At 72.2% G+C, this 21149-nt stretch carries 21 protein-coding genes and 1 tRNA gene; 15 read left to right on the forward strand and 7 right to left on the reverse strand.

Annotated elements, in window-relative coordinates; all coding sequences use genetic code 11:
• Together M8C11_RS03440 and M8C11_RS03445 are read left to right on the forward strand one after the other, a co-directional pair.
• Window positions 1–1401, forward strand: a complete 1401-nt coding sequence (locus tag M8C11_RS03440; protein WP_374666925.1) for a class II fumarate hydratase — start codon at window positions 1–3, stop codon at window positions 1399–1401.
• Between the two features lie 54 nt (window positions 1402–1455).
• Window positions 1456–2055, forward strand: coding sequence for a GNAT family N-acetyltransferase (locus M8C11_RS03445; RefSeq protein ID WP_252448284.1), 600 nt, complete (start codon window positions 1456–1458; stop codon window positions 2053–2055).
• Here the strand turns inward: M8C11_RS03445 and M8C11_RS03450 are convergent.
• Window positions 2019–2564 carry a CGNR zinc finger domain-containing protein gene (locus M8C11_RS03450; protein ID WP_120572837.1) on the reverse strand — a complete coding sequence of 182 codons (546 nt, stop codon included), beginning with the start codon at window positions 2562–2564 and terminating at the stop codon, window positions 2019–2021. The genes M8C11_RS03445 and M8C11_RS03450 overlap by 37 nt on opposite strands.
• Before the next feature lie 72 nt (window positions 2565–2636).
• Between M8C11_RS03450 and M8C11_RS03455 the strand changes: the two genes are divergently transcribed.
• From M8C11_RS03455 to M8C11_RS03465, 3 genes are all read left to right on the forward strand, one after another.
• Complete coding sequence (locus M8C11_RS03455; protein ID WP_091425602.1) at window positions 2637–3593, forward strand: DMT family transporter; 957 nt, start codon at window positions 2637–2639, stop codon at window positions 3591–3593.
• Entirely contained in the window at window positions 3590–4288 is a 699-nt protein-coding gene (locus M8C11_RS03460; RefSeq protein WP_121683876.1) for an HAD family hydrolase, read from the forward strand. The genes M8C11_RS03455 and M8C11_RS03460 overlap by 4 nt, the downstream gene beginning before the upstream one ends.
• Before the next feature lie 88 nt (window positions 4289–4376).
• Window positions 4377–6065 carry a S8 family serine peptidase gene (locus M8C11_RS03465; protein ID WP_252448285.1) on the forward strand — a complete coding sequence of 563 codons (1689 nt, stop codon included), beginning with the start codon at window positions 4377–4379 and terminating at the stop codon, window positions 6063–6065.
• Window positions 6066–6133: 68 nt separating this feature from the next.
• On the opposite strand, the gene M8C11_RS03470 is transcribed toward M8C11_RS03465, so the two are convergent.
• Both M8C11_RS03470 and M8C11_RS03475 read right to left on the reverse strand, forming a co-directional pair.
• Window positions 6134–7306, reverse strand: coding sequence for a hypothetical protein (locus M8C11_RS03470; RefSeq protein ID WP_252448286.1), 1173 nt, complete (start codon window positions 7304–7306; stop codon window positions 6134–6136).
• Between the two features lie 275 nt (window positions 7307–7581).
• Window positions 7582–8229 (reverse strand): IclR family transcriptional regulator, encoded by a 648-nt coding sequence (locus M8C11_RS03475; RefSeq protein ID WP_047891141.1) that lies wholly within the window; start codon window positions 8227–8229, stop codon window positions 7582–7584.
• 63 nt (window positions 8230–8292) lie between these two features.
• On the opposite strand from M8C11_RS03475, the gene cysS reads away from it, so the two are divergent.
• Complete coding sequence (cysS, locus tag M8C11_RS03480; RefSeq protein WP_120572842.1) at window positions 8293–9708, forward strand: cysteine--tRNA ligase; 1416 nt, start codon at window positions 8293–8295, stop codon at window positions 9706–9708.
• Window positions 9708–10829 (forward strand): 23S rRNA (guanosine(2251)-2'-O)-methyltransferase RlmB, encoded by a 1122-nt coding sequence (gene rlmB / locus M8C11_RS03485; RefSeq protein ID WP_120572843.1) that lies wholly within the window; start codon window positions 9708–9710, stop codon window positions 10827–10829. The genes cysS and rlmB overlap by 1 nt, the downstream gene beginning before the upstream one ends.
• A gap of 60 nt (window positions 10830–10889) precedes the next feature.
• Here the strand turns inward: rlmB and M8C11_RS03490 are convergent, their stop codons facing one another.
• Entirely contained in the window at window positions 10890–11981 is a 1092-nt protein-coding gene (locus M8C11_RS03490) for an ABC transporter ATP-binding protein (RefSeq protein ID WP_252448287.1), read from the reverse strand.
• Between the two features lie 365 nt (window positions 11982–12346).
• Between M8C11_RS03490 and M8C11_RS03495 the strand changes: the two genes are divergently transcribed.
• Window positions 12347–12423, forward strand: a tRNA-Thr gene (locus tag M8C11_RS03495).
• Window positions 12424–13077: 654 nt separating this feature from the next.
• Window positions 13078–13398 (forward strand): hypothetical protein, encoded by a 321-nt coding sequence (locus tag M8C11_RS03500; protein WP_252448288.1) that lies wholly within the window; start codon window positions 13078–13080, stop codon window positions 13396–13398.
• 212 nt (window positions 13399–13610) lie between these two features.
• Here the strand turns inward: M8C11_RS03500 and M8C11_RS03505 are convergent, their stop codons facing one another.
• Window positions 13611–14156 (reverse strand): VOC family protein, encoded by a 546-nt coding sequence (locus M8C11_RS03505; RefSeq protein ID WP_252448289.1) that lies wholly within the window; start codon window positions 14154–14156, stop codon window positions 13611–13613.
• 215 nt (window positions 14157–14371) lie between these two features.
• Between M8C11_RS03505 and M8C11_RS03510 the strand changes: the two genes are divergently transcribed.
• From M8C11_RS03510 to M8C11_RS03525, 4 genes are read left to right on the forward strand one after another with little or no spacing between them, the layout of a single operon-like run.
• Window positions 14372–14872, forward strand: a complete 501-nt coding sequence (locus M8C11_RS03510; RefSeq protein WP_252448290.1) for a GNAT family N-acetyltransferase — start codon at window positions 14372–14374, stop codon at window positions 14870–14872.
• Window positions 14873–14910: 38 nt separating this feature from the next.
• Window positions 14911–15384: a helix-turn-helix domain-containing protein gene (locus M8C11_RS03515; RefSeq protein ID WP_252448291.1), complete on the forward strand. Its 474-nt coding sequence runs from the start codon at window positions 14911–14913 to the stop codon at window positions 15382–15384.
• Between the two features lie 35 nt (window positions 15385–15419).
• Window positions 15420–15839 carry a VOC family protein gene (locus M8C11_RS03520; protein ID WP_030502816.1) on the forward strand — a complete coding sequence of 140 codons (420 nt, stop codon included), beginning with the start codon at window positions 15420–15422 and terminating at the stop codon, window positions 15837–15839.
• A gap of 49 nt (window positions 15840–15888) precedes the next feature.
• The gene (locus M8C11_RS03525) at window positions 15889–16500 is read left to right on the forward strand and encodes a histidine phosphatase family protein (protein ID WP_252448292.1); all 612 of its coding nucleotides are present in this window, start codon (window positions 15889–15891) and stop codon (window positions 16498–16500) included.
• Window positions 16501–16507: 7 nt separating this feature from the next.
• Here the strand turns inward: M8C11_RS03525 and M8C11_RS03530 are convergent, their stop codons facing one another.
• Together M8C11_RS03530 and M8C11_RS03535 are read right to left on the reverse strand one after the other, a co-directional pair.
• Window positions 16508–17164, reverse strand: a complete 657-nt coding sequence (locus M8C11_RS03530; protein WP_233585556.1) for a type 1 glutamine amidotransferase domain-containing protein — start codon at window positions 17162–17164, stop codon at window positions 16508–16510.
• A gap of 75 nt (window positions 17165–17239) precedes the next feature.
• Window positions 17240–17692: a hypothetical protein gene (locus M8C11_RS03535; RefSeq protein ID WP_151011529.1), complete on the reverse strand. Its 453-nt coding sequence runs from the start codon at window positions 17690–17692 to the stop codon at window positions 17240–17242.
• Window positions 17693–17862: 170 nt separating this feature from the next.
• Here M8C11_RS03535 and M8C11_RS03540 point away from each other — a divergent pair, with 170 nt between their 5' ends.
• Both M8C11_RS03540 and M8C11_RS03545 read left to right on the forward strand, forming a co-directional pair.
• Window positions 17863–20262 carry a M4 family metallopeptidase gene (locus tag M8C11_RS03540; RefSeq protein WP_252448294.1) on the forward strand — a complete coding sequence of 800 codons (2400 nt, stop codon included), beginning with the start codon at window positions 17863–17865 and terminating at the stop codon, window positions 20260–20262.
• Window positions 20263–20339: 77 nt separating this feature from the next.
• Complete coding sequence (locus M8C11_RS03545) at window positions 20340–21107, forward strand: enoyl-CoA hydratase/isomerase family protein (protein WP_252448296.1); 768 nt, start codon at window positions 20340–20342, stop codon at window positions 21105–21107.
• Window positions 21108–21149: the final 42 nt, after the last annotated feature.

Consider the following 21149-nt stretch of genomic DNA (forward strand, 5'->3'; position numbering starts at 1 on the left):
GTGACGACTCCAGAGGCGACCGGCTACCGGATCGAACGCGACTCGATGGGCGAGGTGGAGGTGCCCGCCGAGGCACTGTGGCGGGCGCAGACCCAGCGCGCGGTGCAGAACTTCCCGATCTCCGGGCGCGGGCTGGAACCGGCCCAGATCAAGGCCCTGGCGCAGATCAAGGGGGCGGCGGCCCTGGTCAACGGTGAGCTCGGGGTGATCGACGCGGACGTGGCGCAGGCGATCGCCACCGCCGCCGCCCACGTGGCCGAGGGCGGCTACGACGACCAGTTCCCGGTGGACGTGTTCCAGACCGGCTCCGGCACGTCGTCCAACATGAACACCAACGAGGTGATCGCGACGCTGGCCGGCCGGGAGCTGGGCCGCGACGTGCACCCGAACGACCACGTCAACGCGTCGCAGTCCAGCAACGACGTGTTCCCCACCTCGATCCACCTGGCCGCCACCCAGTTCGTGGTGGAGGATCTGATCCCGTCGCTGAAGCAGCTCGCGGGCGCACTGGAGGAGAAGGCGGCCGAGTTCGAGACGGTGGTCAAGGCGGGGCGTACCCACCTGATGGACGCCACGCCGGTCACGCTCGGGCAGGAGTTCGGCGGCTACGCCGCGCAGGTGCGTTACGGCGTCGAGCGGCTGGAGTCGGTGCTGCCCCGGCTGGCCGAGCTGCCGCTGGGCGGCACCGCTGTGGGCACCGGCATCAACACGCCGCTGGGCTTCGCCGACCGGGTGATCGGGAAGCTGCGGGAGTCGACCGGCCTGCCGCTGACCGAGGCACGCAACCACTTCGAGGCGCAGGGCGCCCGGGACGCGCTGGTGGAGACGTCCGGGCAGCTCCGTACCGTCGCGGTCGGTCTCTACAAGATCGCCAACGACGTGCGCTGGATGGGCTCCGGCCCGCGTGCCGGGCTGCGTGAGCTGCGCATCCCCGACCTCCAGCCGGGGTCGTCGATCATGCCGGGCAAGGTGAACCCGGTGGTGGCCGAGGCGATGCGGCAGGTCTGCGCCCAGGTGATCGGCAACGACGCGGCGGTGGCGTTCGCCGGGTCGCAGGGCGACTTCGAGCTGAACGTGATGCTCCCGGTGATGGGCCGCAACCTGCTGGAGTCGATCAAGCTGATCGCCGCGTCCAGCCGGCTGTTCGCCGAGCGGCTGGTGGCCGGCCTGGTCGCGGACGCCGAGGTCTGCCTGGCGTACGCGGAGGGCTCGCCGTCGATCGTCACCCCGCTCAACCGCCACCTCGGGTACGACGAGGCCGCCTCGATCGCCAAGGAGGCGCTGGCCAGGCAGGTGTCCATCCGCGAGGTGGTGATCTCGCGGGGTCACGTCGACTCGGGCAAGCTCACCGAGACCCAGCTGGACGAGGCGCTGGACCTGCTGCGGATGACCCACCCCTGACCGGGCGCCGGTAATTGCCTCGACCCGTCACGGTGGGCGCGGCATGATCCGACCGTGCGTGACGACGGCGGTGTGTTGCTGGAGACCGCGCGGCTGACGCTGCGCCGGTTCACGACGGACGACGTGGACCGGCTGGTGGCGCTGGACGCCGACCCGGAGGTCATGCGCTTCCTGACGGGCGGCGTGCCGACCCCGGCCGGGACGTACCGGGACGAGGTGCTGCCCCGGGTGCTCGCGCAGTACGCCCGGCACCCCGGGCTCGGCCGCTGGGCGACGCTCGACCGGTTCACCGGCGAGTTCCTCGGCTGGCACTCGCTCGACCCGTCCGACGACGGCGCCGAGGCGGAGCTGGGCTACCGGCTGCGCCGCGCGACCTGGGGGCACGGGCTGGCCACCGAGGGCGCGCGGGCGCTGGTGCGGCACGCGTTCGACACGGCCGGCGTCCGCCGGGTGTGGGCCCAGACGATGGCGGTCAACGACCGCTCCCGCGCGGTCATGGCCCGCGCGGGGTTGCGCTACGTCCGCACGTTCCACCTGGCCTTCGACGACCCGATCCCGGGTACGGAGCACGGCGAGGTCGAGTACGAGCTGACCCGCGACGCCTGGCCCGCGACCCGTCAGGAGTGGGACGCCGCGGCCCTGCGGGCACGGTAGGCGCTCACCGCGGCCCGGTTGCCGCAGCCGGCGTCACAGAACCGGCGGGACCGGTTCCGGGACAGGTCGACCAGCACGTTGTCGCAGTCGGGGTGGTCGCAGTGCCGCAGCCGGCTCAGCTCGCCCATCCGGACCAGGTCGGCCATCGCCATCGCGGCCTCGACCGCCATCCGGGTCGCCAGCGGTGCGTCCCGTGGTACGGCGTGCACGTGGTACGGCTCGTCGTCGTGCCGGACGAGCTGCGGCAGGGCGTGCGACTCGCGCAGCAGTCCGTTGACGATCGCCACCACCTCGTCGGTGTCGGCGTACCAGATGCGGCGCAGCCGGGGCCGCAGCGCGCGGACCTGGCGCAGTTCGGCGTCGGTGTGCTCGTGCCGGCCGCTCCACCCGTGGGTGGTGAAGAAGGCGTCCAGAGCGGCCACGTCGGGCAGCCCGTCCGGGTCGCCGGCGGTGTTCACCAGCGCGGCGGCGGCGACCAGCGCGCATTCGGTGTCATGAGCGAAAAGCAACTTGACTCCTGTCCGAGGCTGCGCCTAGCGTCATCAGCATAACCTCCCTTCACTCATGACCAGGAGATCCCGATGCGTGAACGGTCCGGCGCCGGGCTCGGTCTGGCACTGCTCTCCGCGATCACGTTCGCCACCTCGGGCACCTTCGCCCGGCCGCTGATCACCGGCGAGTGGTCGGCTGTCGCCGTGGTGATCGCCCGGGTCGGCATCGCCGCGCTGGTGCTCGCCGTCCCCGCCGTGCTGGCGCTACGCGGCCGGTGGGCGGTGCTGCGCCGCAACGCGGTGAGCGTCGTGCTGTTCGGGCTGCTCGGCGTGGCCACCGCGCAGGCCTGCTTCTTCAACGCGGTCCGCTACCTCCCGGTCGGCGTGGCGCTCCTGCTGGAATACCTCGGCATCGTGCTCGTGGTCGGATGGATGTGGCTGGTCCACGGGCAGCGCCCCCGGCTGCTCACAGTGGCCGGTTCGGTCACCGCCCTGTGCGGGCTGGTGCTCGTCCTCGACCTCACCGGCGCCGGGCGGCTCGACCCGGTGGGCGTGCTCTGGGGGCTCGGCGCGGGCGTCGGGCTGGCCGGATACTTCGTCATCGCCGGCCGGATCGACGCGGGCCTGCCCTCGGTGGTGATGGCCAGCGGCGGCATGGCCGTCGGCGCGCTGGCGCTGCTGCTGCTCGGCGGCATCGGAGCGCTGCCGCTCGCCGCCGGCACCGCCGACGTCACCTTCGGCGGGCACCGGGTGAGCTGGCTGGTGCCGATCGCCGGGCTGTCGCTGATCGCCGCCGTGGTCGCGTACCTGGCTGGTGTCGCGGGCACCCGGCTGCTCGGGGCGCGGCTGTCCTCCTTCGTGGGGCTGACCGAGGTGATGTTCGCGGTGCTGATCGCCTGGCTGGTCCTCGACGAACTGCCCAGCCTGATCCAGTTGGCCGGCGGCGTGCTCATCCTCGGCGGTGTCGCCCTGGTCCGGGCGGACGAACTGCGGGGCACACCGTCGGCGTCTGCGCCGGCCGAACCGGTGTTGGCCGGCGACCGATGAGCGGGCCGCTCGGCGCCGTCGTCTTCGACGCCGACGAGACACTCGTCGACCTGCGCCCGGCGGTCACCGGCGCGCTCGTCGCCGTACTCGACGAGATGCGGCGGCGGACCCCGGCGGCGGCCGGAGTGGTGCTCGCGGACCTGGAGGGGGACTGGGGTGCGGTCTTCGGCGCGCTCAGCGCCGCCCCGGTGCAGGAGATCCGGCGGGCCGCACTGACCCGTTCGCTGGCCCGGGCCGGGCTGGAGGCGGACCTGGACGAGTTCGCGGCGCTGTTCTTCGCCCGCCGGTACGCGCTGAGCCGCCCTTTCCCGGACGTGCTGCCCGCGCTGGCGGCGCTGCGCCCGCACCACGTGCTGGGCTTCGCCACGAACGGCAACAGCCGTGCCGAACGCTGCGGCCTCGCCGGGCAGTTCGCCTTCGAGCTGTACGCGCACGAGGGCGGCCTGCCCAAGAAGCCGGCGCCGGAGTTCTATGCGGCGGTGGTGGCGGCGACCGGGCTGCCCGCCGCGCGCATCGTGCACGTGGGTGACTCGCCGGAGCACGACGTGGTCGCCGCCCAGCGGGCCGGACTGCGCGCGGTCTGGCTCAACCGGGCCGGGCTGCCCCGCCCGCGGGGCCTCGAACCGGACGCCGAGGTGTCCACCCTCGCCGGACTGTCCACGGTGCTCACCACCTTGACGAACGCGAATGCCTAGTTGCCGCCGATAACGGACGTCGATCTGGCGGAACCCGCTCCCGTGATGTGGGATGACACCACGTCCCTCAACGAGAGGATCTGATGTGGTGAGCAAGCGCTTCACCGCCGGCGCGGTCGCGGCTGCGGCCTCGCTGGCACTCACGGTGACCGGCCTGAGCATCCCGGCGAACGCTGCGCCGTCGGAGTTCCGGACCTTCACCGTGCTGGCCGAGAGCGGTGTCTCCGGCGACGCGGCGGTCGCCGCGATCACCGCCGCCGGTGGCAAGGTCGTCGCCCGCACCGACGACGTCGGCCTGTTCCAGGTCACCAGCGACCGGGCGGACTTCGCCAGCCGGGCCACCGCGGCCGGCGCGCTGGTCGGCGCCGCCGAGGAGAAGGCGATCGGCCGCAAGCCGAAGCTGGACCGGGTCGAGCAGGAGCACCTGCTGGCCGCCGCGGCGACCAAGGGCAAGGCCGCCAGGAACAACGGCAAGAAGATGGACCCGCTGGACGACAAGCTCTGGGGTCTGGACATGATCCGGGCCGACAAGGCCCGCAAGATCGAGCCGGGCGACCGCCGGGTCACGGTCGGCATCCTGGACACCGGTGTCGACGCCAGCCAGCCCGACCTGGCGCCGAACTTCAACTGGGCGCTGTCGCGCAACTTCGCCCCGGACATCCCCGAGGTCGACGGCCCGTGCGAGGTGGCGAGCTGCCTCGACCCGGTCGGCACCGACGACGGCGGGCACGGCACGCACGTGGCCGGCACCATCGGCGCCGCCGCGAACGGCTTCGGCCTCTCCGGCGTGGCCCCGAACGTATCCCTGGTCGAGCTGAAGGGTGGCCAGGACAGCGGCTACTTCTTCCTCAACCCGGTGGTGAACGCCCTGGTGCACGCGGGCCGCTCCGGGCTGGACGTGGTCAACATGTCCTTCTACGTCGACCCGTGGCTCTACAACTGCACCGCCAACCCGGCCGACTCGCCGGAGGCGCAGGCCGAGCAGCGCACCGTCATCGAGGCGATGAAGCGGGCGCTGAACTTCGCCCACCGCAAGGGCGTCACGCTCGTCGGCTCGCTCGGCAACAACCACGAGGACCTGGGCGCGCCGCGCACCGACGTGAGCAGCCCGGACTACGGCGCGGACCCGTACCCGCGGCCGATCGACAACGCGACCTGCTGGGACCTGCCGGTCGAAGGGCCGCACGTGATCGGCGTGTCGGCGGTCGGCCCGTCCGGCAAGAAGTCGGACTACTCGAACTACGGCACCGAGCAGATCTCGGTGGCGGCGCCGGGTGGCTGGTTCCGGGACGGCTTCGGCACCGACACGTACCGCACCGACGCCAACATGATCCTCTCCACGTACCCGAAGAAGGTGCTCCAGGAGGAGGGGTCGGTCGACGAGAACGGCGACATCGTCGCCGGCTTCGAGAACTCGGTGTTCAAGCAGTGCACCGCCAAGGGTGAGTGTGGCTACTACACCTACCTCCAGGGCACCTCGATGGCGTCCCCGCACGTCTCGGGCGTGGCGGCGCTGATCGTCAGCAAGCACGGCAAGAAGGAGGGCCGCAACGGCTACGGCATGGCGCCGAACCTGGTCGAGCAGCACCTCTACCGGACGGCGGCCGAGCACGCCTGCCCGGAGCCGCGGCTGCAGAGCTACACCAACGAGGGCCGGGACGCCGAGTTCGACGCGTACTGCGCGGGCTCGCTGAACTTCAACGGCTTCTACGGCTACGGCATCGTCGACGCCTACGCCGCCGTGAAGACCCCGGTCAAGCCGAACGTGCGACCGTAACGACTGTTTCCCCGAGGTGGCGGTGTCCGGAGTTCCCGGACGCCGCCACCTCGGCGTTCCGGCCCGTGTCACGGCCGCCATCCCCGGGCCACCAGTGCGGCGCGGATCTCCCGGACCAGGACCGGGAACTCCTTGCGCAGACGGCGGCCGGTCACGTGCAGCACCAGCCAGCCGGCCGCGACGAGCTGGTTGAGCCGCCGCCGGTCGAGATGCATCCGGTCCGCGTCGGAGTGCCACTGACCGTCGTACTCGACGGCGACCCGGAACTCCGGCCAGGCCAGGTCGGGGTGCAGGATCAGGCCGGTCGACACCCGCACCGGATATTGGGCCACCGGGCGGGGCAGGCCGGCGAGGACGAGACGGACCCGCAGGTGGGACTCGGGCGGGGACTGGGCCAGCCCGTCGGTCAGGCCGAACACCCACGCCGCCCGCCGACCGCCAGGGCGACAGGCGTTCCGGGCGGCCTCGCTCGCCAGCGCCGACCGCTTCACCGAACCGGTACGCAGCAGCCCGTCGATGATGCCGACCGCCTCCACCGGATCGGCCCAGACCGCCGTCTCCCAGGCGCAGGCGGCCGGCTCGGTGCGGGGCGGAGGCCCGGCCAGGATCATCACCGCGCCGGGGGACGACTCTGCGAACGGGTTCGATGCGGCGGCTGCGTCCTGCGGGTCGGCCGGGCCGGGCGGGCCGGGCCGGCTGCGGGAGTCGGCCGGATTCGGTGACCTGGTCCGGCCCGGTGTGCCCGGACGGCGGTCCGCCGACGGCGGCGCCGCGCCGGTCGACCTGGCGCCTGCGGATGGGCTCGTGCCGACGGGCGACCTCGTGCCGACGGGTGAGCTGGTTCGCGCGGGTGCGGCGCTGCCCACGGGGACCAGGAGGCCGCTGCGGGTGCTCGACATCGGGGCGTGGTGCACCCGGACCCCCGGCTGGGAGTCGGCCCGGACCGTGGCCGGAAGCAGGACGTGCACGTCGTCGGTGAAGTCGGCGGCGTGCTCGACCCCGTGCAGGTAGGCGGCCGAAGGACCGGCGATCGCCGCGCCGGGTGGCATGCGTAGCAGCGCCGCGCGGCAGGCCAGCGCGTGGTCGCGGTCGAGCCGCGCGTCGGCGTAGACGTCCTGCCGGAGCCGGATCCAGGACGAGCCGCGCAGGTGATGCCGGGACAACAGCCCGCGCCGGATCGCTTCCGAGCCCCGGAAGACCTGCCAGGCCAACTCCGGTGGTCGATGAGGATGAGGTGGCATGTGACGAGCGTGGCGGCGTGCGGGTCGAGATCGGTACCCCTGTGGACAGCCGCAGCCGCGCCGCCCACCGCACCCTGTGGACAACCCCCACCCGGCCCTGTCCATGTGCTAAGGCCATCGGCCTTTGCATGATCCACTCCACCTCGGGGAGGTGGCGGCATCCGTCCGCCTTGATACAGCCGTTCCGGCGAGCTGGCGTGAGGGAGTGTGGAGGGATTGGCCTGGGTGCGCTGATGTGGCCACTTCGCCGAGCTGGCGTGAGGGCATGCGGGGGATCAGGAGAGCGCGGCGGCGACCGCCTCGGCGGCGGCGGTGACCTGGGCGCCGACGTCGGCCACGTCGAGCGGGGTCAGCGACACCACCCCGACGCTGCCCTCCAGGCCGGGCACACCGAGCACCGGCGCGGCCACCCCGTACGCGCCTGACTGAAGCTCGCCGCTGGTGCTCACCGGCCCCGGATCACCGGCCCGCCCGGCCAGCACCGCCCGGCCGGCGGCGCCCCGCTCCAGCGGATGCCGGGTGCCGGTCCGGTACGCCACGTGGAACGACGTCCAGCTCGGCTCGACCACCGCGAGCGCGACCCCCTCACCGCCCTCGACCACTGTCAGGTGGGCGGTCGCCCCGGTGCCCTCGGCGAGCCGGCGCAGCGCGGGCAGCGCCCCCTCGGCCAGCAGCGGCTGGGCACGGCGGGCCAGGTGCAGCACGCCCACGCCGATCCGCAGGCGGCCCTCGCCGTCGCGCCGGAGCATCCCGTGGCCGGTCAGCGCGCCGACCAGCCGGTAGACGGCCGCCCGGCCGATGCCCAGCCGGTGCGCCGCCTCGGTGACCGTCAGCCCGCCCGGCGCGTCCGCGACCAGGTGCAGCAGCCGCAGACCCCGGTCCAGGGTCTGTGCCGTCTCTCCCGTGCGCGCCGCCGTGTCCACAGCACGCAGCGTACGACCCGGCTCCGGCCAACCCGGAAATGTGCGGACGGCTACCCTTGTGAGGTGACGCTACGCCTGTATGACACCGCCACCCGATCGGTGCGGGACTTCGTCCCGCGGGAAGCCGGCAAGGTGGGGGTCTACCTGTGTGGTCTCACGCTCCAGGCCCCGCCGCACATCGGCCACCTTCGCTCCGGCGTCAACTACGACGTGCTGCGCCGCTGGCTGGTGAGCAAGGGCTTCGAGGTCACGTTCATCCGCAACCTGACCGACATCGACGACAAGGTCCTGGCCAAGGCGATGGAGCAGGACCGGCCGTTCTGGTCGATCGCGTACGCGAACGAGCAGATCCTCACCGCCTCCTACCGGGCGCTCAACGTGCTCCCGCCCACGTACGAGCCGCGGGCCACCGGGCACATCCCGGAGATGCACGAGCTGATCGCCCGGCTGATCGAGACCGGCCACGCCTACCCGGCCACCGACGGCTCCGGCGACGTCTACTTCGACGTGGCCTCCTGGCCCGCGTACGGTTCGCTGTCCGGCCAGTCCCCGGCGGACATGCAACCCGCCGGCGACGCCCCCGACCGCGGCAAGCGTGACCCGCGTGACTTCGCGCTCTGGAAGGGCGCCAAGCCGGGCGAGCCGGCCGACGCCTACTGGCCGTCGCCGTGGGGCCGCGGCCGGCCCGGCTGGCACATCGAGTGCTCGGCCATGTGCTGGCGCTACCTGGGCCCCGAGTTCGACATCCACGGCGGCGGGCTCGACCTGACGTTCCCGCACCACGAGAACGAGATCGCCCAGTCGCAGGCCGCCGACCTGCCGTTCGCCCGCTACTGGGTGCACCACGGTCTGCTCGGCATCGGCGGCACGAAGATGGGCAAGTCGCTCGGCAACACGCTCGACCTCGACTACGTGGCCTCGCTCGGGGTCCGCCCGGTGGAGCTGCGTTACTACTACGTGGCCGCGCACTACCGGTCCCGCATCGACTACTCCGAGGACGCGTTGCGCGAGGCCGCCGTGGCGTACCGGCGGATCGAGGGCTTCGTGCAGCGGGCGACCGAGCGGGTCGGCCCGGGCCGGCCCGGCGACCTGCCGGCCGGTTTCGTGGCCGCGATGGACGACGACCTCAACACGTCGGCGGCGCTGGCGGCGCTGCACGAGGTGGTCCGCGACGGCAACACCGCGCTCACCGCCGGCGACGATGTGACCGTCCGCACGACGCTGGCCGCCACCCGGGCGATGCTGGATATCCTCGGCGTCGACCCCCTGGACCCGGCGTGGACCGGCGGCGGCCGCACGGACGACCTGCGCGGCGTGGTGGACTCCCTGATCGCGCTGGCCCTGGAGCAGCGCGCGCAGGCCCGCGGCCGCAAGGACTGGGCTGCCGCCGACGCCGTACGCGACCAGCTCAAGCAGGCAGGCGTGGTCGTCGAGGACACCCCCCAGGGCCCGCGTTGGACTATTGGAGAGCAGGACTGATGGCCGGCAACTCGCAGCGCCGTGGCCGGCGACTGACGCCGAAGGCGGGCGCCCCCAAGGGCACCGGTGGCAAGAACAAGGACTCGCTCGCCGGGCGGGGCCGCACGCTGCCCGCCGACGAGCGGCCGTGGCACAAGGCGTACTCGGGCACCGAGAAGCTGCCCCAGCGCACCGCCTGGAAGCAGGACAAGGAGCGCCGCGCCGCCGCCGAGGAGGGCCGCGCGCCCAAGATCGGCCAGCCCGGCACCAAGGACACCACCTGGGGCAAGGGCGGTGGCCGAGGCACGCCCACGACCAAGGGCCGGGGCGGCAAGCCGGCCGGCGGCCGGGGCGGTCCCCGGGTCGCGCCGGGCCGCAAGGCCAACCCGGCGAAGGACAGCCCGGAACTGCTGGTCGGGCGCAACCCGGTGCTGGAGTCGTTGCGCACCCAGGTGCCCGCGACCGCGCTCTACACCGCGCAGGGCATCGACATCGACGACCGGGTCAAGGAGATCGTCCGCACCGCCGCCGACCGCGGCATCGCGATCCTGGAGGTCAGCCGCGCCGAGCTGGACCGGATGACCGGCGGCGTGCTGCACCAGGGCGTCGGCCTCCAGGTGCCGCCGTTCGCCTACGAGCCGTTCGACGACCTGGTCGCCGCCGCGCTGGAGCAGGCCGCCCCGCTGCTCGTCGCGCTGGACGGCGTCACCGACCCGCGTAACCTCGGCGCGGTCATCCGGTCGGCCGCCGCGTTCGGCGCGCAGGGTGTCTTCGTACCCGAACGGCGTGCCGCCGGGATCACCGCGACCGCCTGGCGGACCAGCGCCGGCGCGGCCGCGCGCGTGCCCGTCGCCCAGGTCACCAACCTGACCCGGTCGCTCAAGGCCTGCAAGGACGCCGGCTTCGTCGTGGTCGGCCTCGACGCCGACGGGCAGACCGACCTGTACGACCTGGAGGCCGCCGTCGGCCCGCTCGTCGTGGTGGTCGGCTCCGAGGGGCGCGGGCTGTCCCGCCTGGTGGGGGAGACCTGCGACCTGACCGTCAGCATCCCGATGGTCTCCGACGTGGAGTCGCTCAACGCCAGCGTCGCCGCCGCGGTCACGCTGGCCGAGGTCGCCCGCCGCCGGTCCGTCGAGGTCTGATCGAGAGTACGAAGAAGGGGCGGTCCGCCGTGGCGGGCCGCCCCTTCTCGCGTACGTACGTCAGATCCGCTGGCCGGTGGTGGCGTGGAAGACGTGGCTGCGGCCGGTACGCGGCTTGACGAACACGGTGTCACCCATGTTCGGCATGCTGCGGCGGTCGGTGCGGACCACGAACCGCTCGTTGTGGCCCTCCAGCGCGGCGTGGCCGTAGACGTTGGCGTCGGAGCCGAGGTCCTCGACCAGCTCGACCACGACCGGCATGCCGCCCTCGGACGGGCTGACCAGGTCGCAGTCCTCCGGCCGGAAGCCGACGGTGACCTTGCCGTCGCCGCCCTCGGCGCTGGCCGCCTGGACCTGCTCGCGGGTCAGCGGCACGATCATCTCGGCGAACGCGCCGCCCTGCTCGGTCAGCTTCACCGTCTTGATGTTCATGGCGGGGGAGCCCATGAAGCCGGCGACGAAGACGTTGGAAGGGGTGTCGTAGAGCGCCCGCGGGGTGTCCACCTGCTGGAGCACGCCGTCGAGCATGACCGCCACCCGGTGACCCATGGTCATGGCCTCGACCTGGTCGTGGGTGACGTAGACGGTGGTGACGCCCAGCTTCGCCTGCAGCGAGGCGATCTGGGTACGGGTCTGGACGCGCAGCTTGGCGTCGAGGTTCGACAGCGGCTCGTCCATGAGGAAGACCTGCGGCTCGCGGACGATCGCGCGGCCCATGGCGACACGCTGGCGCTGACCGCCGGAGAGCGCCTTCGGCTTGCGGCTGAGGAACTCCTCCAGCTGGAGCAGCCCGGCCGCCTCCTTGACCCGCCGGTCGATCTCCGACTTCGAGGTCTTGCGCAGCTTGAGCGCGAACGCCATGTTCTCGTACACCGTCATGTGCGGGTAGAGGGCGTAGTTCTGGAAGACCATCGCGATGTCGCGGGCCTTCGGCGGGAGGTGGGTGACGTCCCGGTCGTCGATGTAGATGGCGCCGTCGTCGACGTCCTCCAGGCCGGCGAGCATCCGGAGGCTGGTGGACTTGCCGCAGCCGGACGGGCCGACCAGGACGAGGAACTCCCCGTCACCGATCTGGAGGTCGAGCTGGTTGACGGCGGGGCGCTCGGTGCCCGGATAGATCCGGGACGCCTTCGAGTAGGTGACCGTAGCCATGATGGAGCGCTTCCTTTCACCGGCAGGAACGTGCCGGACGATCCGAGTGAAGGAGCGACCGGTGCCCAAGGCACCGGCCAACGGGGTCGTCGCTCAGGCAGCCGAGGCCGGCCGGAGTGTCGTCCGCGTCACTGCACGGTAAACGGCTTTCGCGATCGTGCCAAGACGTGGCGCGTCGGATGGGACGGACGGCATACGCATAACGGTCAGGAAGGCACTGCGAGGCATCAATCTCCCCACCCGTGAGCGCGGCCGGGCGATGATCCATCGGCCGCACCGGTCGGGATACCGACGTTTTCCGTGCTCGGGAGCCCTGCGAGGCGGGATTTCCGGGGCCCAGTCGCTATGCTGAGCCCGACGCACGCGCCCCTGTAGCTCAGCTGGCCAGAGCACTCGCCTTGTAAGCGAGATGTCGCCGGTTCGATCCCGGCCGGGGGCTCCAATTCCACAAGGCATTTCGCGGCGGCAGCCGCTGCGATCTGGCCGGATGACAGCAACGCTGACAGCAACGGCGGTCACGACAGCCGCCCGTCGAGCTTGCCGAGCGCCTGACGCATCGCGTCGAGGTTGGCGGCCCTGAACGGGCCGCACGCGCCGCCGCCTGGGCGCGCGTCCGTCGCTCCGCTGGCGCTCCGACTCCGGCCACGCAACAAGCCCGGCGGCTGGCGCGGAGAGCGGGGGGCCCATGGGCCGCCGCAGACGGGTAGCTCCGGGTCCGCGCGGCAAGCCCCAAGCATGGGGGCGGTGTCCGCCGAGGGCATGCCCGGTCGCTCAGGAGCCGGCTCCGCAGCCGCTCACGGTCAGGTCAACTGCTCACCTGGGAGGGGGAGGGGTGCCCGCCGGTGGCCAGCTCCGATCCCAGGAGCCAGGTCCGTACCGGTCGAGGTCAGGCCAACTGCGCCGCTGTGGCGGTGTCCGCCCGGGGCAAGGTCCGTGACACGAAAGCCGACTCAGCCCGTTCCGGCAGCGTCCGTACGTGCGTCAAGGGCCGCTTGACGTGGCAAGCCGGGCGGCAGCCCCATCCCCGGTGGGCGCGTCGACGGCATCAGGATGGCAGAGGTCGCTCTACTGCTGACGCCGGACGAAGGAGGACGAGTTGACGCTTGCGCCGCACGACGACCAGGAGGCGGCCGAAGCCGCCGTCGCGCACCTGCTGACGGAATCCCTGCTGATGATTCGCTACCTGGCAGCATCGGATGGGGATCCGGCCGTGCTGGACAGCCGCCGTCAAGAACAGGTGCATACGCTCGCCGATCTTTGCCACAACCTTCCTGCCTGGCTCGATCCGACGCGCCGCGAGCGCATCCACGAGGGCATTGCCTACATGTGGCGCACAGCCTCGCCGAACAAACGGCGGTGGGTCCGGCAGTGCTGGGAGGCGATCGGCTACGACCATCGCTGGCTCGTGAGTGACTAACTGGGTGACGACGCGTATGAGCAAGGCTGGACCTTTGCGGACGCTGGTGGATCGTTTGGACAGCCCAACGCCACTACCCACCCAGCTCATCAGCGACCGATCATTCCTTCACACCGAAGCAGTCGGCCCTGTTGCTGTCGACAGCAACGGTGACAGCAACAGGACCGAACAGTGGGAGCCGAAGCCGGCTTGCGACGGATCAGCGCCCGACGTCAGAGACGAACGCGGCCGGACGGCGGCGCCCAGAACTTGTAAGCGAGATGTCGCCGGTTCGATCCCGGCCGGGGGCTCCAATTCCACAAGGCGTTCCGGTCCGATGCCGCGGGACGCCCGGCTCCGTCTGCAGCCACCTGACGGTGCACGCGCGAGGGGTCAGGCGGGCCCACTGGCGTCGGCCCCCGCGGGCTGCCAGAGCTGGCCATGTTGCCCTCTGGATCTCTGAGGTTCGCGAACCTGCCGTTCGGATACTCCTCGGGGTCCACCTCGACGTCGATGCCCGCATCGCGCAGTTGGTCGACCATCGCGTCCAGGTCGACGACGCGGAAGTTGAGCGACCAGGAGTGCTCGGGACCGCCGAAGTGCTCGGAGTCCGCCGGCATGGCCGCCAGGACGGTAGGACCGGGCTTCTGCCACCAGGAGGACACGTCGTAGGACTCCGGTGCCAGTTCGACACCGAGATGGGTGGCGTACCAGCGGTTGATCCGGTCGGGGTCGTGGGCGCGGAAGAAGACGCCGCCGATGCCCGTCACGCGTTCCACGATGTCTTCTCCCCGCTAGGCGCTGTCCGTGCCCTCGTCGACGTGGCTTAGCCCTGCCGGCTTCAGGTTAGAGAGGACGCCGGGATCTGACGAGCAGCCGGGCCGGAGAGCAGGCACCGGGTTCGGGCCGCCGGGGGGTTGTGCAGGTCCGGCCACCGACTCGCCGTCGCCGGATATCGATTGTCCGCTCGGGGTGCCTGCGGAACCCTCTCTGCATGATCGAGACACGCGTCCTCGGCGAGGACGACTGGAAGGTGTGGCGGGAGCTGCGGCTCGCCGCGCTCGCCGAGGCCGGGTACGCCTTCGGCGCCCGCCTGGCGGACTGGCAGGGCGACGGTGACCGCGAGGAACGCTGGCGCGGGCGGCTGGCCGTCCCCGGGTCGTACAACGTCGTGGTGCTGCTCGACGGGCAACCGGTCGGGATGGCGAGCGGGATGCCGACCGAGCACGACGGGGTCGTCGAGCTGATCTCGATGTACGTGGCACCCGGGGGACGCGGCCGGGGCGTGGGCGACCACCTCGTCCGGGCGGTCGAGCAGTGGGCCCGGCTGGTGGGCGCGCGGACGCTGCGGCTCGCCGTGGCGGAGGGCAACCCGAACGCGTGGGCCCTCTACCTGCGCACCGGCTTCCGGGACACGGGCGAGGTCGGCGGCCTGATGCCCGACGGCGTGCGCCGCGAGCACATCATGACCAAGAACCTCGTGGACGAGCCGTAGGCGGTCGAGGTGCGGACCGCGCAGTAGGCTGACCTGCGATGAGTCGCGCGGTCGAGGAGTCCAACCGGGCGATGCTGCGTGCCCGGGACGCGATGGACCGGGCGTACGCGCAGCCGCTGGACATCCCCGCGCTGGCCCGGATCGCGCACGTCTCGGAGGCGCACTTCATCCGTACCTTCCGGGCCACCTTCGGCGAGACACCGCACCGCTACCTGCAACGCCGCCGGGTGGAACGCGCCATGTACCTGCTGGTGCGCACCGACGAACCGGTCACCGAGATCTGCCATCTGGTGGGCTTCGGCAGTCTGGGCACGTTCAGCCGGACGTTTCACGGCATCGTCGGTGAGTCGCCGTCGGCCTACCGGCGCCGCAAGGCCGCGCCAGCCGACGTCCCGAGCTGTTTCACCAAGGCCTGGATGCGCCCGAGCGCCACCGCCGGCAAGCCGGCCGCTTCCCCTCAGCCGGCCGCCGCCGGCGCGGTGACCCGGTCGGGACTGCGCACTTTTGGATAAGCAGCAGGTCGGGACGCTGCTCTAGCGTCGTGGGCATGACGATGACTTCGACTTCCCGCTCCCAGATCTACGTGCTCGACCAGGACGAGGCGCTCGACTTCTACGTGGGCAAGCTCGGCCTGGAGGTCAGCACCGACCAGGACCTCGGCTTCATGCGCTGGCTCACCGTGAACGTGCCGGGCGACCCGGGCCGGGAGATCCTGCTGGAGAAGCCGGGCCCTCCCGCGCTGGACCCGAAGACGGCCGAGCAGGTCCGGGAGCTGCTCACCAAGGGCGCTGCCGGCGGTTTCCTGTTCTTCACCACCGACGACGCGCACAAGACGTACGCGGATCTGGTCGCGAAGGGCGTCGAGGTGACCGACGAGCCGACCGACCGGCCGTACGGGATCGACTTCGGCATCCGCGACCCGTTCGGCAACCGCATCCGGATCGGCCAGATGCACCAGGGCCGGTGAACCGCGCGGCGGCGGGCTAGTCTCGCGGTCCCCGACCGTGGAGGTGCCGATGCCCAGCCGCCTGCTCTACCTGGTCCGTCACGGCGAGCAGGACCGGCCGGAGGAGGAGGCGGACACCGGCCTGTCCGAGCGGGGCCGGCGGCAGGCGACGCTGCTGGGCGAGCGGCTGCGCGGGGCCGGGCTCACCGCCGTACACCATGGGCCGGCCCGCCGGGCCGCGGAGACCGCCGCCCTGGTCGCGGCGTCGCTGCCCGGTGTTCCGGTACGCGAGGACGACCGGGCCGGCGACCACATGCCGCACGACACCGACCCGGCCGGCCTGCCGGAGTCGTACGCGGCGTTCCTGGCCGGCTTCACCGAGCGGGAGCGGCGCGACGGGCCGCGCGTGACAGCGGAGGCGGTGGCCCGGTTCGCCGCCGCCCCCGCGGAGGGTGACGTACGCGAGCTGGTCGTCACCCACAACTTCCTGGTCGCCTGGCTGGTGCTGAACGCGCTGGAGGCGCCGCCGCACCGGTGGATCGGGCTCAACCAGCAGAACTGCGGGCTCACCGTGATCCGCTACAGCTCGGGCGGCCCGCCGACGCTCGTCGCGCTCAACGACGTCGCCCACCTGCCGCCCGAGCTGCGGGCCACCGGCCTGCCCGACGACTACCGGTTCTGACCGGCGCTCAGGGGATCAGCTTCACCACGGCGTCGGCGACGGCGCGGGCGGACTGCGGGTTCTGGCCGGTGACCAGGCGCCCGTCGACGACCACGTGCTCGGTGAAGTCAGGCGCCGGCACGTGCTGCGCGCCCGCCTCGGTGAGCTTGTCGGCGAGCAGGAACGGCACCTCGTCGGTGAGGCCGACGGCCGCCTCCTCGCTGTTGGTGAACCCGGCCACCCGCTTGCCGGCGATCAACCGGGAGCCGTCGGTGAGGGTGAGGTTCACCAGCGCCGACGGGCCGTGGCAGACGGCGGCCACCACGCCGCCGCGCTCGTAGACCGAGCGGGCGATCCGGGCCAGGTCGGGGTCGTCGGGGAAGTCCCACATGGTGCCGTGGCCGCCGGCGAAGAGGATCACGTCGTACCGCTCCGGGTCGACGTCGGCGGCCTTCGGGGTGTCGGTGACGCCAGCGGTGGCGAGGAAGTCGTTCTGGGTGGTGTCGTTCTCGTCCCGCCCGTCGACGGGCGGTTCACCGCCGGCCACCGACGCCAGGTCGACGTCGTACCCGGCGGCGCGGAACACCTCCCACGGCTCGGCGGCCTCGCCGACGTAGTAGCCGGTCGAGCGGCCGGTACGGCCCAGCTCGGAGTGACTGGTCAGGGCGATGAGTGCGCGAGTCATGCCTTCCATGCTGGCTCTGTCGCCGTCCACCGGCCATAGGCCGATGTCACAGCGGCAGCGGGTTTGAAAGCCGGGTCAGCCGGTGGCGCGGGTGAGCAGCTCGACCACCTCGGCGGTGACGGCCGGCGGACGGGCGGCGGGCCCGCAGTCCACGTACCCGCTCTCGGCGGGGCCGACGGTGAGCCGGTAGGTGAACCCGTCGGCGCAGTTGTCCGGGCCCTTGGTCTCGGTGGCCTCGGTGGCCAGCCGGGGGTCGGTGGCGAGCTGTCGCAGCCGGGCGAGGTCCGTCTCGGCGAGCCGGCCCTCCTGGGAGGCGCCGGTCCGGTCGGTCCTCGTCCAGTGACCGTCCGGCCGCACGGTGACGGTGTCCTTCACCCCGGCGATGCCGCCCGACTTCACGAGCACGACCTCGGTGGCGGGCAGCGGCGAGGGCCCGTCCGTGATGACGGGTGGCGCGTCGGCGCGGGCGCAGCCGGCGAGCGGGAGGAGAAGGGCGGCGACGGCCGCCGCGGCGGAGGCAGCTCTCATACCCGATCGGACGCGCGACGGGACCACCCGGTTCCGGCCCACCGGTCCTCCTCATCCGTTCGGTCAATGTCTCCGGCGGGATCTCGCCAGCCTCTTTCACGTTCTTCGATGTATCGCTATATCTACATCAGTGACTACCCCCGTCACAACTTCGCCTTCCAGGAGGGCCCGTGAAAAGATCCGTCGCCGCCGTCAGCGCAGCGCTGCTCACCAGCGGCGTGCTGGCCTGCGTCACCACCTCGGCGCAAGCGGCAGCGCCAACCGCCCCCAGCCCCGAGACCTCGGCCGCAGCCAAGGCCGCGAGCCTGCTGCGCGCCAACCCCGGCGTCGTCCAGGGCGCCGGCGGTGAGGCCTATCAGGCCGTCCGCACCAAGGTCGACCCCTCCGGGGCCGCGCACACCCGGTACAGCCGCACCTACCAGGGTCTCCGCGTGTACGGCGGTGACTTCGTCATCCACACCGCCCCGAACGGCACCCTGACCAGCGCGTCGGTCAGCCTCTCCGCCCCGCTGACCCTGAGCACCACCGCGAAGGTCGGCGCGGACGCGGCCAAGGCCAGCGCCCGCAAGACGTTCTCCGGTTCGCTCACCTCGGTCGGCGCGCCGGAGCTGTTCGTCGACGCCAGCAGCGGCAAGGGCCGCCTTGCCTGGGAGACCGTCGCGACGGGCTGGAAGGCGGACAAGCAGACGCCGTCGAAGCTGCACGTCATCACCGACGCCACCACCGGCAAGGTGATCGGCTCGTACGACGAGATCGAGACGGTGGCCGGCACCGGCCAGGGCATCTACACCGGCTCGGTCACCATCGACACGACGCTCTCCGGCAGCACGTACCAGATGATCGACCCGGTACGCGGCAACGGCCGTACCTGCGACATGAACAACGGGACCTCCACCTGCACCACGTTCACCGACGCGGACAACGCGTGGGGCAACGGCGCCACCTCGAACCGGCAGTCGGCCGCGGTGGACGCCCACTTCGGCGCCGCCAAGACGTTCGACTACTTCAAGAACGTGCACGGCCGCAACGGCATCTTCGGCAACGGCCAGGGCGTGCCGAGCCGGGTGCACTACGGCAACAACTACGTCAACGCGTTCTGGGACGGCTCCCAGATGACCTACGGCGACGGCTCGGGCAACTCCCGCCCGCTGGTCTCGCTGGACGTGGCCGGGCACGAGATGAGCCACGGCGTCACCGAGGCGTTGGCCGGGCTGGTCTACTCCGGTGAGTCCGGTGGCCTCAACGAGTCCACCAGCGACATCTTCGGCAACATGGTGGAGTTCTACGCCGCCGCGCCGAGCGACCCGGGCGACTACCAGGTCGGCGAGAAGATCAACATCAACGGCAACGGTACGCCGCTGCGCTACATGTACAACCCGTCGCTGGACGGCTCGTCCGACTCCTGCTGGTCCACCAGCACGAAGAACAAGGACGTGCACTACTCCTCCGGTGTCGGCAACCACTTCTTCTTCAACCTCGCCGAGGGCACCGGCGCCACCGCGTACGGCACCTCGCCGGTCTGCGGCTCGGCTCCCGCGGTGACCGGCATCGGCCGCGCCAAGGCGGAGAAGATCTGGTACCGGGCGCTCGACGTGTACTTCACCTCGAACACCTCGTACGTCAACACCAGCAACCCGGCCAACACCGCCCGCGCGTACACCCTGCGGGCCGCGACCGACCTGTACGGCAACTGCTCCACCGAGTACAAGACCGTCCAGGCCGCGTGGACCGCGGTGTACGTGGCCGGCAACGACGCGCCCTGCAGCTCGACCGGCAACGACTTCTCCGTCTCGCTCTCGCCGACCTCCGGGTCGGTCACCGCGGGTGGATCGGCCTCCGCCACCGTCGCCACGTCCACCACCAGCGGCACCGCGCAGACCGTGACGTTCTCCGCGTCCGGCCTGCCGACCGGCGCCACCGCGTCGTTCAGCCCCACCTCGGTGACCTCGGGCGGCTCGTCCACGCTCACCGTCTCCACCAGCTCCAGCACCCCGGCCGGCACCTACTCGGTGACCGTCACCGGCAGCGCGGCGTCGGGCACGAAGACCGCCACGTACTCGCTCACCGTGAGCAGCGTCGGCGGCGGCTGCACCGGCGCCGGCCAGAAGCTCGGCAACCCCGGCTTCGAGTCCGGCAACACGGTCTGGGCCACCACCTCCGGCGTCATCGGCCAGTACGGCTCGCAGGGCCAGCCGACCCGCACCGGTACGTGGAACGCGTGGCTCAACGGCTACGGCAGCACCCGCACCGACACGCTGTCGCAGTCGGTGAGCCTGCCGAGCGGCTGCTCCGCGTACTCCCTCTCGTTCTGGCTGCACATCGACTCGGCCGAGAGCACCACCAGCGTCCAGTACGACAAGCTGAACGTGCAGGTGCTCAACTCGTCCGGCTCGGTGCTGGCCACGCTGGCGACCTACTCGAACCTGAACAAGGCCAGCGGCTACAGCCAGAAGTCGTTCAACCTGGCGGCGTACGCCGGGCAGACCGTCACGCTGAAGTTCACCGGCACCGAGGACAGCTCGCTGCAGACCTCGTTCGTGGTCGACGACACCGCGCTCAACGTCTCCTGACCTGACCGCCCGACCCCGGGGCCCGGCGGCCACCCCACGTGGGTGGTCGCCGGGCCCCGCCCGTTACGGTCGGACCCATGTCCGACGCGGAACTGACCGTCACCCTGGACGGCCCGGTGGCCACTGTCGTCATCCACAACCCGGCCCGGCGCAACGCCATGACCCCGGCCATGTGGCGGCAGCTCCCGGTGCTGCTCGACGGCCTGGAGGCCGACCCGGCGGTACGTGTGCTGGTGCTGACCGGCTCGGGCGGCACGTTCTGCGCCGGCGCGGACCTGGGCGACCTGGACGAGCTGCTGGCGGCCGGTGACGGCAGCATCGCGGTGGCCGCCGAGGAGCGGCTGGCCGCGTTCGGCCGCCCCACGGTCGCCGCGATCGAGGGCGCCTGCGTGGGCGGCGGCTGCCAGCTCGCCGTCGCCTGCGACCTGCGGCTGGCCGCTGCGGACGCCCGGTTCGGCGTACCCCCGGCCCGGCTCGGCCTGGTCTACCCGGCGCCGACCACCCGGCGGCTGGCCGCGCTGGTCGGCCCGTCCGCGGCGAAGCACCTGCTGTTCACCAGCGAGCTGGTGGACGCCGACCGGGCGCTGCGGATCGGCCTGGTCGACGAGGTGCTGCCGGCCGGGGAGCTGGCCGGGCGGGTGGCGGCGCTGACCGCCACCGTCGCCGAGCGCTCCCGGCTCACCGTGACGGCCGCCAAGGAGATCGTCGACGGGCGTGCCGACGCCGACCGGCTGGCCTGGTGGCACGCCCAGGTGCGGGACAGCGGCGAGGCCCGCGAGGGGGTGGCGGCGATCAACGAGCGCCGGCCGCCGCGCTTCGGCTGGATCCCGCCCGCCACGCGCTGACCGCCGTTTGCCCGGCGTCCCCCGATGGGTACGTTCCGGCCG

Source organism: Micromonospora sp. CPM1 (assembly GCF_023896895.1).
GTDB lineage: Bacteria > Actinomycetota > Actinomycetes > Mycobacteriales > Micromonosporaceae > Micromonospora > Micromonospora tulbaghiae.